Raw genomic sequence first — 12,561 nt, 5'->3', positions numbered from 1 at the left:
AGCGTGTTCCGCGATGGAAACCCTCCGCTCGTCCGGAGGGCCCCTACGGCGAAGGAGCACCTATGGATCTGCACTTTTCCGGCCGCGTCGCGATCGTCACCGGCGCGTCCAAGGGCATCGGCCTGGCCGTGACCCGCACCCTGCTCGGCGAGGGGGCCAGTGTCGTGGCAGTCTCCCGCAAGACCAGCCCCGAGCTGGCGGAACTGGGCGGCGACCTGCTCCACGTGCCGGTGGACCTGATGGACCCCGAAGCGCCCGGCCAGGCCGTGGCGCGGGCCGTGGAGGAGTTCGGCGGGCTCGACATCCTGGTGAACAACGCCGGTGGCCCGCCGCCCGGGGTTGCCCTGCCGCGCTTCTCCTTCATGGCCCCCGCCGACGAGGACTGGCGGGTCATGTTCGAGTTCAACCTGTTCGCGGTGGTGCGCTTCGTCCGGGCCGCCATCCCGCCGATGCTGGCGCGCGGCGGCGGCTCGATCGTCAACGTCTCGTCGGGCTCCGCACGGCTCCCCGCCCCGATGAACGTCGACTACAGCGCGGCCAAGGCGGCACTGAACAACGTGACGAAGGCGCTGTCGGAGGAGTACGCCCCGCAGGGCATCCGCGTCAACACGGTCTCTCCTGGACCGGTGCGCACGGCGTGGTGGACCGAGGAGGGCGGCGCGGCCGACATCATCGCCGGACAGGCGGGCGCCGACCGTGACTCCGTGCTGGACCGGCTGGCGCCGGAGATGATGAACCTGTCGATCCCGAGGCTGGTCGACCCCCAGGAGGTCGCCGACGCGATCGCCCTGCTGGCCTCACCGCGCTCGGCCGCCACGACCGGCGCGGACCTCGCCGTGGACGCGGGCTTCCTCAAGCAGGTCTGACCTCGTACGGCCACCGGGACCGAACCGCTGCCGCCCTCGCCAGAAGGTTCACCGCCCGGGGCGGCACCCGTCGAAGATGATCCGCAAGGTGCGGTCCCGGAGGTCGGGTGTCCAACCGGTCAGCAGGGCCGCCTGCGTCGTGCCCGCCAGCAACGCCATCACCTCGTCGAGCCGCACGTCCTCGCGCACCGTCCCCGCTTGCTGAGCCCTTGTCAGCAGCGTCGCCAGCGGCTCCTCCAGGCGCCGGAGCGGCTTGCCGACCCGTACGTCCACCCCGCCGCCTGCCAGCAGCTCCGCCACCGTCCTGCGGGCCGCGGCCTCCTCCACCACCTGGGCGAAGAAGGTGAACAGCGCCGTCGCCGGATCTCCCTCGTCGGAGAGAACGGCGGCTTCCTCCGCGAGCCGGTCGAGCAGGCGCTTGAGGGTGGCGCCGAGCAGGTCGTTCTTCGTCGGGAAGTGGCGGAACACCGTCCCGATCGCCACCTCCGCCCGCGCGGCGACCTCCTCCGTGGACGCGGACGCCCCGTGTTCGGCGAAGACGGCCTCGGCGGCGGCGAGGATGCGTTCCCGATTGCGTCGCGCGTCCGCGCGCAGCTTGCCGGTCATCGAGCTCCCGTTGACAACATGAGTGGCGACTCATTATTTTTCCAATGTGAGTAGTCGCTCATATTAGTCCACGGAAGGGAGCGCGCCATGGGCGCACGTGAGGTGTTCGACGGGCTGCGGCGGCACATGACCGGCGAGGAGGTGGCAGATCTGTGGGCCGAGGACGTCGTCGTCGAGACCCCGTTCGCGCCGCCAGACCAGCCACGCCGGATCGAGGGCCGCGAGCGCTTCCTCGCCCACGCGCGGGCCGGCCGCGCCGCCCTGCCCGTCGCGCTGGAGATGGGCGAGGTCACCGTCCACGACACCGCCGACCCCGACATGATCGTGGTCGAGTACGAGCTGGGCTCTTTCCTGCCCGGCACCGGCGAACGGCTGTCGGTCCCGTTCATCGGCGTGCTCAAGGCCCGCGACGGGCGGATCGCACACTGGCGCGAGTATCAGGACGTGCCGGCGATGACCGCCGCCCTCGGCCGCGTCTCCGCCACCTGCTGAGAGACCGCCGGAGCACCGCGCGCCTCGCCCTCGCCCCTGCGGCGGAGGCCCAGGAGGGGCACCGCCGGGGCCCCGGCGGCGCTCGGACTCACCCGTGCGGGTCAGCGCCTCCCCGCCACCACAAGCACGCACCCAGCCGGGCGGAGCGCGCGGGAAAGCCGAAGCCGAGAACCGTCTCACCCACCACGGCGGCCAAGCGGCCCGCCGGCGTCTACGACGGCACCCGCACCACCCTCTACGAGGGCAGCACCACCATCGGCAAGCTGTACAAGCTGAATCCGCGCCCTATGGGTGAGCGACTTCGACGCGTCGACACGAGCCGCTCTCGATGCGGTGCTCGCCGCTCGGCCGGAACCGAGGCGGAACCAGACGGAAACCGCGCGGTGAGCATGCAGCTCACCGCGCGGTAACCGGTCACACGTCGTAGTAGAGCTCGAACTCGTGCGGGTGCGGGCGCAGCCGGATCGGGTCGACCTCGTTCTCGCGCTTGTAGGAGATCCACGTCTCGATCAGGTCGGGCGTGAAGACGCCGCCTTCGAGCAGGTAGTCGTGGTCCTCCTCCAGGGCGTTGAGCACGTCGGTGAGGGAGCCGGGCACCTGCGGGACCGAGCGGGCCTCCTCCGGCGGGAGCTCGTACAGGTCCTTGTCGACGGGCTCCGGCGGCTCGATCTTGTTGCGGATGCCGTCGAGCCCCGCCATCAGCATGGCGGCGAAGGCGAAGTACGGGTTGCAGGACGGGTCGGGCACGCGGAACTCGATGCGCTTGGCCTTCGGGTTGGAGCCCGTGATCGGGATCCGGACGCAGGCCGAGCGGTTGCGCTGCGAGTAGACCAGGTTGACCGGCGCCTCGTAGCCCGGCACCAGCCGGTGGTAGGAGTTGACCGTCGGGTTGGTGAAGGCCAGCAGCGACGGGGCGTGCTTGAGCAGGCCGCCGATGTAGTAGCGGGCGGTGTCGGACAGGCCCGCGTAGCCGACCTCGTCGTAGAAGAGCGGCGAGCCGTCCTTCCACAGCGACTGGTGGCAGTGCATGCCCGAGCCGTTGTCACCGAAGATCGGCTTGGGCATGAACGTGACGGTGTGGCCGTACTCCATGGCCGTGCTCTTGATGATGTACTTGTAGAGCATCAGGTTGTCGGCCGTCTTGAGCAGCGTGCCGAACTTGAAGTCGATCTCCGCCTGACCGGCCGTGCCCACCTCGTGGTGCTGCATCTCGACCTCGATGCCGCACTCGATGAGGTTGCGGACCATCTCCGAGCGCAGGTCGGTGAAGTGGTCCATCGGCGGCACCGGGAAGTAGCCGCCCTTGTAGCGCGGCTTGTAGCCCAGGTTGCCGCCCTCGGTGGCCTTGCCGGTGTTCCAGGCGCCCTCGATGGAGTCGATGTAGTAGTAGCCCGCGTTGGACTTCGTCTCGAAGCGGACGTCGTCGAAGATGTAGAACTCGGCCTCGGGCCCGAAGAAGACGGTGTCGGCGATGCCGGTGCCCTTGAGGTACTCCTCGGCCTTGCGGGCGACGTTGCGCGGGTCGCGGCTGTAGGCCTCGCCGGTCAGCGGGTCGTGCACGAAGAAGTTGATGTTGAGCGTCTTGTGCTGGCGGAACGGGTCGACCACGGCGGACGACGGGTCCGGCAGGAGCAGCATGTCGGACTCGTGGATCGCCTGGAAACCGCGGATCGACGAGCCGTCGAACATGAGGCCGTCAGAGAAGACGTTCGCGCCGAAGTTCTCGACCGGGAAGGTGAAGTGGTGAGTCGTCCCCGGCAGGTCGGTGAACCTGACATCGACGAACTGCACCCCTTCGTCCCTGATGAACTTCAGGACGTCGTCGGCGGAGTTGAACACTCTCGAACCTCCCTGGGGACGGGCTATCACCCGTGAAGGTACGGCGCGGCCGTTTCCGCATGGTGTCTCGATTGTTTCGCATGTGTTACGCGGCGTTCACGTCCCCAGAAGGGCCCGGAACGTGGGCGCGCAGGACCGGTGACGGCGACTCCGCGGCCGGCTCGGGGGCGGGGGAGAGCAGGTCGGGGCGGACGGCGACGATCAGCAGGGCCGCCACGACCACCGCCAGCACGGCCGCGAACGCGTACCAGACCCGTCCCACGCGCCGACGCCGGCGCGGGCGGGCGCCCTTGCTCGCCGCGGCGCTCAGCCTGCGCCGCTCCTCCTCGCTGAACTGCGCGACCAGTTCGTGGAAGCGCGCGTCCAAGTCGTCCCCGTACGGCATGGCCTCCATCATGCGCCGGACCACCCGCGTCACGGAAGCGCGGACGGGTCACGATCCCGACCGCCCCCACCGGCGGATACCTTTGACACATGAGCAGCAACGAGCCGCGGTGGACGCAGACCTGGCTGGGCGGGCTCCGGTCCGCCGGGGTCGATCTCGGTTATCCGGGGCAGCGCCTCGGGCTGCCGGAGGAGGGCAGCGGGTCCGTCTCCGGCTGGGGGCGCAGGATCGCCGCCCTGGTCATCGACTGGATGATCTGCACGTGGGCGATCACGCAGCTGCTGCTCGGGATCAGCACGGCCGAACAGCCGTGGGTGCCCGCGATCGTGTTCGCCGTGCAGTACGTGGTGCTGGTCGGGTTCCTCGGGCAGACGTTCGGCCACCGGCTGGCCGGCATCCGGGTGGCGGCGATGGACGGCGGCGACCCCCGCCTGTTCCCGGTGCTGGTGCGCACGGTGCTGCTCGTGCTGGCCCTGCCGGCGCTGATCTTCGACCGCGACCACCGCGGCCTGCACGACCGCGTGTCGAACACCGTGGTCGTCCGCATGTGAAAACCGTACCGGGTTTACTTTTGTACTGAGTACGTTTTACGCTGCCGTCATGATGATGGCGGGCTTGCGCGAGCGCAAGAAGGAAGAGACCCGGCGGCGCATCGCGGGCGTCGCGCTGGAGCTGTTCGCGGAGCGCGGGTACGACGCGGTGACGGTCAGCGAGATCGCCGACGCGGCCGGGGTCGCCAAGGTCACCCTGTTCAACTACTTCCCCAGCAAGGACTGCCTGGCTCTCGACGGCATCCACGACGACCTCGCCTCGATCGTGGCCCGGCGGCCGCCCGGCCAGACGCCCCTGGACGCGCTGCGCGCCCACTACGCCGCGCTGGCCGCCGACGGTCCCCGCGACGTCGCCCGGATGCTCGCCCAGGTCAGGGTCATCGCGTCCACGCCGGTGCTCATGGCGGGCGTCTATCAGGCGCACATGGGGCAGCGTCACGAGCTGGCCGCCGCGCTACGGGACACGGCCGGCTCCGAGACGGCCGCGCAGCTCATGGCCGCCCAGATCACCGCCGTCATCACCACGGTCGAGGAGGCGTTCTTCCAGCGGCTGGCGTCCGGGACGCCGCTGGAGGAGGCGGGCCGGATGCTCGCCTCCGACGTGGAGCTCGCCTTCGACCAACTCCAAGACGGTATCGGTAAGGACAAATCATGAAAAAGGGCATCAACTATGACACCGGCTTCCTGCCCGAGCCCGACCGCAGCCGCAAGGCCTTCGACCGGGACACCGTCCGGCGCGACCTCCAGGCGATCGCCCGCGAGCTGAGCTGCCGGGCCGTCCGCGTCTCCGGCGGCGACCCCGCCCGCCTCGCCGTCGCCGCCGAGGAGGCCGCCGCGGCCGGCTTGGAGGTCTGGTACGCGCCGTTCCCGGTGGACCTCACCCCCGAGGAGACCCTGCCGATGCTGGCGGAGTGCGCCACGAAGGCGGAGGAGCTGCGCGCGGGCGGCGCCGAGGTGGTGCTGGTGGCGGGCTGCGAGGCCAGCGCCTTCCTGTCCGGGTTCATGCCGGGGAAGACGTACGGCGAGCGCCTGGGGTCACTCACCGAGGCGTCCCCCGAATGGTGGAGCAGGGAGATCCCGGCGATCACCGAACGCCTGGACTCCTACCTGGCCGAGGTCGCCGCCACGGTCCGGCCGCTGTTCGGCGGCAGGATCACCTACGCCTCCGCGCCGTGGGAGTTCGTCGACTGGACCCCGTTCGACGTCGTCGGCCTCGACGCCTACCGCGCCGCCTACAACGCCGAGACCTTCCGCGACGAGCTGCGCGCCCGCTCCGGGCAGGGCAAGCCGGTGGCCGTGACCGAGTTCGGCACCTGCGCCTACCGCGGCGCCGGCGAGCGGGGCGGCTCGGCCTACCTGGTGCCCGAAGGCGCGGTGCCCGACGAGGACGAGCAGGTCCGCTACCTCGACGAGCTGCTCGACGTCTTCGAGCAGGAGGGCGTCGAGACCGCCCTGTGGTTCACCTTCGCCGGTTTCACCAGGATCGGCCGGGACAATCAGGCCGACCTCGGCTCGTACGGCGTCGTCAGGATGCTCGACGAGACGCGCTGGGAGCCGAAGGCGGCCTTCCACGCCATGGCCGCTAGATACGCGCGCAGCTGAAGATGGCGGTGCCGGGCAGGTGGCGGCCGCGCAACGGGCTCCAGCCGCCCCACACCCGGTCGTGCCCCTCGGGCCACTCGGGCTCCAGCAGCCCGGTGATGGCGAGCCCGGAGGCGGCCAGCAGGCCCACCCAGTCGCCCATGGTGCGGTGGTGCTCGGCGTACGTGAGGGCGCCGTGCTCGTCGCGTTCCTCGTACGGGCTGCGGTCGAAGTAGGAGCGGTCGGAGGTCAGCCCGCGCGGGCCCGGGTCGTCGGGGAACGCCCACCGGATCGGGTGGCTGACCGAGAACACGAACCGGCCGCCCGGCCGCAGCACCCGGCGCACCTCGCGCAGGACCGCCGCCGGGTCGGCCACGAACGGCAGCGCGCCGTACGCCGAGCAGGCCACGTCGAAGCTCTCCGCGGCGAACGGCAGCGACTCGGCGTCGGCCTGGACCGCCGGCACCCGCACACCGGTCTCCTCGTCGATGCGGCGCGAGTGGAGCAACTGGCCGCGCGACAGGTCGAAGGCGGCCACCCGCGCACCCCGCGTCACCAGCCAGCGGGCGCACTGCGCGGCACCGCAGCCGATCTCCAGCACGTCGCGCCCGGACACCTCGCCGAGCAGCCGGGCGTCGGCCTCGTCGACGCCCTCAGGGCACCACACGAAGCCGGCGTCGCGCAGGAACGCGCCGTGCTCCGCCTGGTAGTCGTCGGCGTTGCCGTCCCACCAGCCGCGGTTGGCCCGCGACGACAGGGACGGCACTAGCGCATCTTGGGGCCGCGCGGCATGCGGGCGCCCTTGGGCATCGGACCCTTGGGCATCGGCATGTTCTTCGGCAGGGACCGCAGGCGGTCCTTCACCTCGTTGACCGAGGGCTTCTTCAGGTTGCGCGGCAGCTTCATGATGTGGCGCTGCAGCTTGGCCAGCGGGACCTGGCCCTCGCCGTCACCGCACTGGACGTCGTAGATCTCCACGCCCAGCACCGCGCGGGCGATGCGCTTCTTCTCCGCCGCGAGCATGCGGGCCGTGCGGTTGCCCGGCCCCTCGGACACCAGGATGACGCCCGGATAGCCCACCACCATGTGGACCAGGTCCTGGTCGCGGTTGACCGCGATGGCCGGGGTGACCTGCCAGTTGCCGCGCATGCCCTGCAGCACGGCGGCGGCGGCGCCGGTCTGGCCGTGCAGCAGCGAATACTGCGCCCGCTGCGCGAGCTGCCCGAACACCACCAGGCCGACGGTGAACGCCAGCAGGATGCCCAAAAAGATCGAATACCACAGATAGTCCGTGACCAGACCGATCACGACCACCACAGCCAGCGTGCCGACCGCCGAGAGGAAGACGATCGGCATCCCCTTGGGATTGGACTGCTTGATGATCTGCGCGATCATGCGGAGCTGCTTGATGCGCCCCGGCTTCTCTGGGTCCTTGGACTTCGCCATGGAAGGAAGGATACAAACGAACCGGACAGGTCGGAGAACGCGGCCGCCAGGGAACCTCGCCGGGGCCGCGATCTTTTTGCCGAATCCTGGCCCTCAGACCTTGACCGTCGCCGACAGCCTCCGGTCGGCGTAGTGGCGGGCGGCCTCCAGCAGGTACTCCCCGGACGCGACCCGCCACCCCCGCCCGTCCCAGACCTCGAACGTACGGTCGGGCACGTCCACGACGGCGGTCACGCTCTGCCCCGGATCGGCCTCCACCACCGCGAACCCGGCCAGCCACCGGGCCGGGCGCTCCGGATCGGGTGTGACCAGCGCGGCGTAGACCTGCACGACCTCCCGGCCGCGCCGCCCTCCGGTGTTGGTCACGCGCACGGTCACCGACCCGCTCCCGCCGGAGATCGAGTCGTACGACCAGGTCGTGTAGCCGAGCCCGTGCCCGAACCAGAACGCCGGCGCGCGCCCGCTCCGCTCCCACGCCCGATACCCGATGAACAGCCCCTCCTCGTAGACCAGGACACCGCGGTCCGGAGTCACGTTCACCACCGGCGCGTCGGCCAGCCGGGCGGGCCAGGTCGTCGGCAGCCGCCCGCCCGGCTCGGCGTCGCCGAACAGCACGTCCGCCAGCGCCGCCCCCGCCTCCTGCCCCGGGAACCAGGTGAGCAGCACCGCCGCCACCGAGTCCAGCCACGGCATCTCCACCGGCGAGCCCGCGTTCACCACCACGACGGTGCGCGGGTTGGCGGCGGCGACCGCGGCGATCAGCTCGTCCTGCCGGCCCGGCAGCACCAGGTCCCCGCGGTCGAAGCCCTCGCTCTCCACCTCCGGCGTGGTGGCGGTCACCACCACGGCCACGTCGCTGCCGGCCGCCACCCGCACCGCCTCGGCGAACAGCTCGTCCTCGCCGGGCGACGGCTCGGCGTGGCCGAGCACGCACACGATGAACACCATCCCCCGGAACCCGGCCGTCCGGTGCAGGACCTCCAGCTCGTACGTGACGCCCGCGTCCAGATCGGCGGTCACCCGCCGCTCCGGCGGCGACAGCAGCGCGGCCGGGTCGTCACCGCCGGGGGTCAGCGTCTCGTCGAGCAGCACCCGGCCGTCCACCGACAGCGTGTACGCGCCCGCGCCGGCCACCGACAGCTCGTGCCGCCCTCCGGTCTCCGGCGTGTACGAGGCGCGCAGCCGGACCGCCGCGAGCCGGTCGGCGTCCACTCCGGGCGGGGTCTCGCCGATCCAGCGCCCCTCGGCCGCCGGCAGCGGATGCTCGGCCAGGACCCGGCCGTCGGCGTCCAGGAAGGCCGCGGTGGCCGGGACCGCCAGCGGGGACAGGCGGACACGCGGATCGGTGCCCCGCGCGTACCGGACCTCGACGCCGTCACGCCCGCGCAGGCCGTCCAGCGGGGAGACGACGCGGGCGGGGAACACCTGGGCGCTGCCGCCGCCCATCACCCTGGCCTCCCTGGCCGCCGACCCGATCAGCGCCACGGACCGCACGCCGGACAGCGGAAGCAGCGGCCCGTCGTTCTTCAGGAGGGTGAAGCTCCGCGCGGCCACCTCACGCGCCAGCGCCACCCCGTCGATGACCTCGCCGGCCGCGGCGGGCGGCGGCCCGCCCAGCGCGCCCGTGCGCTCGGCCAGGCGGAGCACGCGGCGCACCCGGTCGTCGATCAGCGACTCCGGCACCCGCCCCGCGCGCACCGCCTCCTCCAGCTTGTCGCCCCACGGCCCGTGCGGGCCCGGCATGGCCACGTCGGTGCCGCCCAGCGCGGCGGCCTCGGTGGTGCGCACCGCCGTCCAGTCGGACACCACGAGACCGTCGAAGCCCCACTCGTCCTTCAGCACCCCGTGCACCAGATCGGCGTGCTCGCTCATCGTGACGCCGCCGACCGCGTTGTAGGCCGTCATGACACCCCACGCGCCGGCCTGGACGACCCGCTCGAACGGCCGCAGGTACAGCTCGCGCAGCGCCCGCGCGGACACCTCGACGCTGACCGTGAACCGCTCGGTCTCGGAGTCGTTGGCCACGAAGTGCTTGGAGGTGGTCGCCACCCCGCCCTCCTGCACGCCTTCCACGTACGCGGCCGCCACCTCGCCCGTCAGGTGCGGATCCTCGGAGAAGCACTCGAAGTGCCGCCCGCCCAGCGGCGACCTGTGCAAGTTGACGGTCGGCGCGAGCAGCACGTGCACGCCCTTGCGCCGGGCCTCCTGGGCGAGCAGCCGCCCCACCCGCCGGATCAGCCCCACGTCCCAGGTGGCGGCCATGGCGGTGGGGCTCGGCAACGCGATCGACGGGCTGGCCGCGCTCCACCGCTCGCCGCGCACGCCGATCGGCCCGTCGCTCATCACCAGGCGGTCCAGGCCGATCTCCGGCACCGGGTGCAGCGCCCACATGGAGGCGCCGGTCAACATCCTGACCTTGGTACGCAGGTCCAGCCCGCTGATCACGTCATCGAAGTCCACGATCACAGTGTCGGCGACCCGGCGGCCGGGGTCACGCCACCACGAAGAACTCCAGCAGCTCGGGCAGCAGGGCCTCCGGGGCCACGGCGTGCGCCTGCCCCTCCAGCACCCGGTGGACGGCGCCGGGAACGCGCCCCGCCACGGCCCGCGCGGCCGCCGCCATCCACGCCGGGCCGGCGTCGCCGTTCATGACCAGCGCCGGCTGCGTGACCTCGGCGAGCCGGGCGGCTGGCAGCGCGTTGCCCGGCCCCATGACGGCCGCCTCGTACGCCAGCGTGTGCGCGACGGCCTCCACCTCCGGCCAGGACGGGTCGGCCCGCATCAGCGCCACGGCCTCCCGCGGCACCTCGGCCGCCGCCACCATGAACAGCTCGACCGCGTCCCCCCGCCGCCCCTCCCGGACCAGGGCGTCGAGCCGGGCGGCGAAGTCGTGCGGCAGTACGGGGGCGTCGGCGGTCACGTGGTAGGGCGGCTCCCACACCGCCAGCTTGGTGACCTCCGGCAGCCGGGCCGCCGCCTCCAGCGCCAGCGCGCCGCCCGACGACCCGCCGAACACCATCGCCGGCCCGCCCGCCGCCCCGACGACCGCGGCCAGATCCTCGATCTCGCGCTCCACCGCGTACGGGGAGGTGTCGCCGCTGCCTCCCCGCCCGCGCCGGTCGTAGTCGTACACGGTGAACCACGGCGCCAGCCCCGCCGCCACGCCCGCCAGCGTGGGGTGGCCCTTGCCGGTGAACGCGCCGTGCACCAGGACCACGGCCGGTCCCGAGCCGTGGCGGTCGTAGGCGATGGCGGTCCCGTCGGCCGAGACCGCCGTGCCCGTCAGCGTCACGGTGCTCATCCGGCCGGCTGCGCCAGGCAGAGCGCCTCCCAGTGGTGGCCGTCGAGGTCGGCGAAGGCCCGCTGGTAGCGGAAGTCGTCCTGCCGGGGCGGGCCCAGCGGGGTGGCGCCGGCGGCGACGGCCTTCTCGGTCAGCTCGTCGACCTGGGCCGGGTTCTCCAGGCCGATGACCAGGATCGCCTCGGTCGTCTTGGCCGGGTCGGCGAGCTCCCTGGCCGCGTAGCCGGCGAACAGCGGCTCCGTCAGCAGCATGACCTGCGCGCCGTCGTTGATCATCACGGACGCCATGTCGTCGGCCATGCCGAAGAAGGCGAAACCGAGCGCGGTGAAGAACTCCTTCGAGCGGTCGAGATCCTTGACCGCCAGGTTCACGAAGAGCTGCATGACCGGACTCCATCCTCGTCAGGGGGTTCCCGCGTTCTCGCGGGCATGGGACCAGTCTGCGGATCGCGGCGGCCCCGGTCTTGGACCTGCGCGCCACCCCCTTGACGATGCGCGCCTACCGCAGGCTCGCCCGCCGGTACTCGGCCGGCGGCACCCCGTACGCGCGCTTGAACAGGCGGCTGAAGTGGGCCGGGTCGGGCAGCCCGCAGCGGGCCGCCACCGCGCTGACCGGCACGCCCGCCAGCGCCGGATCGGCCAGGTCGCGGCGGCAGCGCTCCAGCCGCCGATGGCGGATCCAGCCCGCCACCGTCGTGTCGCGGGCCTCGAACACCCGGTGCAGCGAGCGCGGCGACACGTGACAGGCGGCGGCCACGGCGGCCGGGTCCAGGCCGGTATCGCCCAGATGGCGTTCGATGAAGGCGTGCACCCGCGCCGTCAGCGCCTCCTGCCGGGCACGCTCCGGCACCTCGTCCAGCCGGTCCACGCGCTCGGCCACGGCGGTGGCCACCAGATCCAGCACCACCGTGGACAGCCGCGCGGCGCTGGCCGGCCGGTAGGTCTCCAGGTCCAGCGCCACCCGGCGCAGCAGCGGCGCGGCCAGCGCGGCGGTGCCCTCGCCGGCCGGGATCGGCACGGCGGTGATCGAGGTGGCCGCGCCGGCGGGCAGCGACAGCAGCTCGCGCGGGAAGCTGAACACCGCCAGCCGCACCGCCGCGTCGTAGGCCAGCTCGTAGGGCCGGGTGAAGTCGTAGAGGGCGAACCCGCCCGGGGCCAGCCGGACCGAGCGGCCGTCCTGCGACAGGATCGGGCTGCCAGACACGGCCAGCACCAGCCGGTAGAGCTCGGGGCTGTCACGCCGGATCAGGCCCGCCGTGCGGTGCACGCTGTGGGGCGTGGAGGTCTCCACCTTGCCGACGCCGATCGGGCCGAGCTGCCCGGCCTCGATCTGCCCCCGCAGCGGGGTGCCGCGGGCGATGTGGAAGTCGAGCGGGCCGAGCGTGTCGCAGACCACGCTGCGCCAGGCGTCGAGCCGCTGCCCTGGCGGCACGTCCCCGGTCCGGATCAGAATGGCCACGTTTCGCCCCCTTCCGACGCTCACGGTAGCGCGGCG

Annotated in this window: 14 protein-coding genes; 5 read left to right on the top strand and 9 right to left on the bottom strand. The window is 72.4% G+C overall.

The window, feature by feature from the left end:
- Positions 1 to 62 precede the first annotated feature (62 nt).
- The gene (locus KME79_RS13390; RefSeq protein ID WP_219544702.1) at positions 63 to 866 is read left to right on the top strand and encodes an SDR family NAD(P)-dependent oxidoreductase; all 804 of its coding nucleotides are present in this window, start codon (positions 63 to 65) and stop codon (positions 864 to 866) included.
- A gap of 48 nt (positions 867 to 914) precedes the next feature.
- On the opposite strand, the gene KME79_RS13385 is transcribed toward KME79_RS13390, so the two are convergent.
- Positions 915 to 1,472 carry a TetR/AcrR family transcriptional regulator gene (locus KME79_RS13385; protein ID WP_219544701.1) on the bottom strand — a complete coding sequence of 186 codons (558 nt, stop codon included), beginning with the start codon at positions 1,470 to 1,472 and terminating at the stop codon, positions 915 to 917.
- Positions 1,473 to 1,559: 87 nt separating this feature from the next.
- Between KME79_RS13385 and KME79_RS13380 the strand changes: the two genes are divergently transcribed.
- A complete protein-coding gene (locus KME79_RS13380; protein WP_219544700.1) occupies positions 1,560 to 1,964 on the top strand; it encodes a nuclear transport factor 2 family protein in 405 nt (134 codons plus the stop codon).
- 414 nt (positions 1,965 to 2,378) lie between these two features.
- Here the strand turns inward: KME79_RS13380 and glnA are convergent, their stop codons facing one another.
- Together glnA and KME79_RS13370 are read right to left on the bottom strand one after the other, a co-directional pair.
- On the bottom strand, positions 2,379 to 3,803 hold the full coding sequence (gene glnA / locus KME79_RS13375) for a type I glutamate--ammonia ligase (protein WP_219544699.1): 1,425 nt from the start codon (positions 3,801 to 3,803) through the stop codon (positions 2,379 to 2,381).
- A gap of 85 nt (positions 3,804 to 3,888) precedes the next feature.
- Positions 3,889 to 4,188 (bottom strand): hypothetical protein, encoded by a 300-nt coding sequence (locus KME79_RS13370; RefSeq protein WP_219544698.1) that lies wholly within the window; start codon positions 4,186 to 4,188, stop codon positions 3,889 to 3,891.
- Between the two features lie 89 nt (positions 4,189 to 4,277).
- Here KME79_RS13370 and KME79_RS13365 point away from each other — a divergent pair, with 89 nt between their 5' ends.
- The 3 genes from KME79_RS13365 to KME79_RS13355 are packed head-to-tail and all read left to right on the top strand — an operon-like array spanning position 4,278 to position 6,341.
- Complete coding sequence (locus KME79_RS13365) at positions 4,278 to 4,739, top strand: RDD family protein (protein WP_219544697.1); 462 nt, start codon at positions 4,278 to 4,280, stop codon at positions 4,737 to 4,739.
- 49 nt (positions 4,740 to 4,788) lie between these two features.
- Positions 4,789 to 5,394, top strand: a complete 606-nt coding sequence (locus KME79_RS13360; RefSeq protein ID WP_246639779.1) for a TetR/AcrR family transcriptional regulator — start codon at positions 4,789 to 4,791, stop codon at positions 5,392 to 5,394.
- Positions 5,391 to 6,341, top strand: a complete 951-nt coding sequence (locus tag KME79_RS13355; protein ID WP_219544696.1) for a glycoside hydrolase family 113 protein — start codon at positions 5,391 to 5,393, stop codon at positions 6,339 to 6,341. Before KME79_RS13360 ends, KME79_RS13355 begins: the two co-directional genes overlap by 4 nt.
- Here the strand turns inward: KME79_RS13355 and KME79_RS13350 are convergent.
- The 6 genes from KME79_RS13350 to KME79_RS13325 form a co-directional block, all read right to left on the bottom strand.
- Positions 6,322 to 7,086, bottom strand: coding sequence for a class I SAM-dependent methyltransferase (locus tag KME79_RS13350; RefSeq protein WP_219544695.1), 765 nt, complete (start codon positions 7,084 to 7,086; stop codon positions 6,322 to 6,324). The genes KME79_RS13355 and KME79_RS13350 overlap by 20 nt on opposite strands.
- Entirely contained in the window at positions 7,086 to 7,766 is a 681-nt protein-coding gene (locus KME79_RS13345) for a DUF4191 domain-containing protein (protein WP_148032844.1), read from the bottom strand. The genes KME79_RS13350 and KME79_RS13345 overlap by 1 nt, the downstream gene beginning before the upstream one ends.
- Before the next feature lie 93 nt (positions 7,767 to 7,859).
- Positions 7,860 to 10,226, bottom strand: coding sequence for a beta-glucosidase family protein (locus KME79_RS13340; RefSeq protein ID WP_308248899.1), 2,367 nt, complete (start codon positions 10,224 to 10,226; stop codon positions 7,860 to 7,862).
- 31 nt (positions 10,227 to 10,257) lie between these two features.
- A complete protein-coding gene (locus tag KME79_RS13335) occupies positions 10,258 to 11,067 on the bottom strand; it encodes an alpha/beta fold hydrolase (RefSeq protein WP_219544694.1) in 810 nt (269 codons plus the stop codon).
- The gene (locus KME79_RS13330) at positions 11,064 to 11,450 is read right to left on the bottom strand and encodes a VOC family protein (protein WP_219544693.1); all 387 of its coding nucleotides are present in this window, start codon (positions 11,448 to 11,450) and stop codon (positions 11,064 to 11,066) included. Before KME79_RS13330 ends, KME79_RS13335 begins: the two co-directional genes overlap by 4 nt.
- A gap of 115 nt (positions 11,451 to 11,565) precedes the next feature.
- Complete coding sequence (locus KME79_RS13325) at positions 11,566 to 12,525, bottom strand: AraC-like ligand-binding domain-containing protein (protein WP_219544692.1); 960 nt, start codon at positions 12,523 to 12,525, stop codon at positions 11,566 to 11,568.
- Between the last annotated feature and the right edge of the window lie 36 nt (positions 12,526 to 12,561).

This window comes from Nonomuraea harbinensis, assembly GCF_019396385.1.
GTDB classification, from domain to species: domain Bacteria; phylum Actinomycetota; class Actinomycetes; order Streptosporangiales; family Streptosporangiaceae; genus Nonomuraea; species Nonomuraea ferruginea.
Note: the sequence above shows the minus strand (reverse complement) of the source record. Positions and strands in the feature narration are given on the sequence as shown.

Excerpts from the sequence above, each read along its gene's own strand:
- KME79_RS13360 (WP_246639779.1), top strand. The coding sequence starts at position 4,789 with ATGATGATGGCGGGCTTGCGCGAGCGCAAGAAGGAAGAGACCCGGCGG.
- KME79_RS13345 (WP_148032844.1), bottom strand. The coding sequence starts at position 7,766 with ATGGCGAAGTCCAAGGACCCAGAGAAGCCGGGGCGCATCAAGCAGCTC.
- KME79_RS13385 (WP_219544701.1), bottom strand. The coding sequence starts at position 1,472 with ATGACCGGCAAGCTGCGCGCGGACGCGCGACGCAATCGGGAACGCATC.
- KME79_RS13380 (WP_219544700.1), top strand. The coding sequence starts at position 1,560 with ATGGGCGCACGTGAGGTGTTCGACGGGCTGCGGCGGCACATGACCGGC.
- KME79_RS13330 (WP_219544693.1), bottom strand. The coding sequence starts at position 11,450 with ATGCAGCTCTTCGTGAACCTGGCGGTCAAGGATCTCGACCGCTCGAAG.
- KME79_RS13365 (WP_219544697.1), top strand. The coding sequence starts at position 4,278 with ATGAGCAGCAACGAGCCGCGGTGGACGCAGACCTGGCTGGGCGGGCTC.
- KME79_RS13370 (WP_219544698.1), bottom strand. The coding sequence starts at position 4,188 with ATGCCGTACGGGGACGACTTGGACGCGCGCTTCCACGAACTGGTCGCG.
- KME79_RS13390 (WP_219544702.1), top strand. The coding sequence starts at position 63 with ATGGATCTGCACTTTTCCGGCCGCGTCGCGATCGTCACCGGCGCGTCC.
- KME79_RS13355 (WP_219544696.1), top strand. The coding sequence starts at position 5,391 with ATGAAAAAGGGCATCAACTATGACACCGGCTTCCTGCCCGAGCCCGAC.
- KME79_RS13335 (WP_219544694.1), bottom strand. The coding sequence starts at position 11,067 with ATGAGCACCGTGACGCTGACGGGCACGGCGGTCTCGGCCGACGGGACC.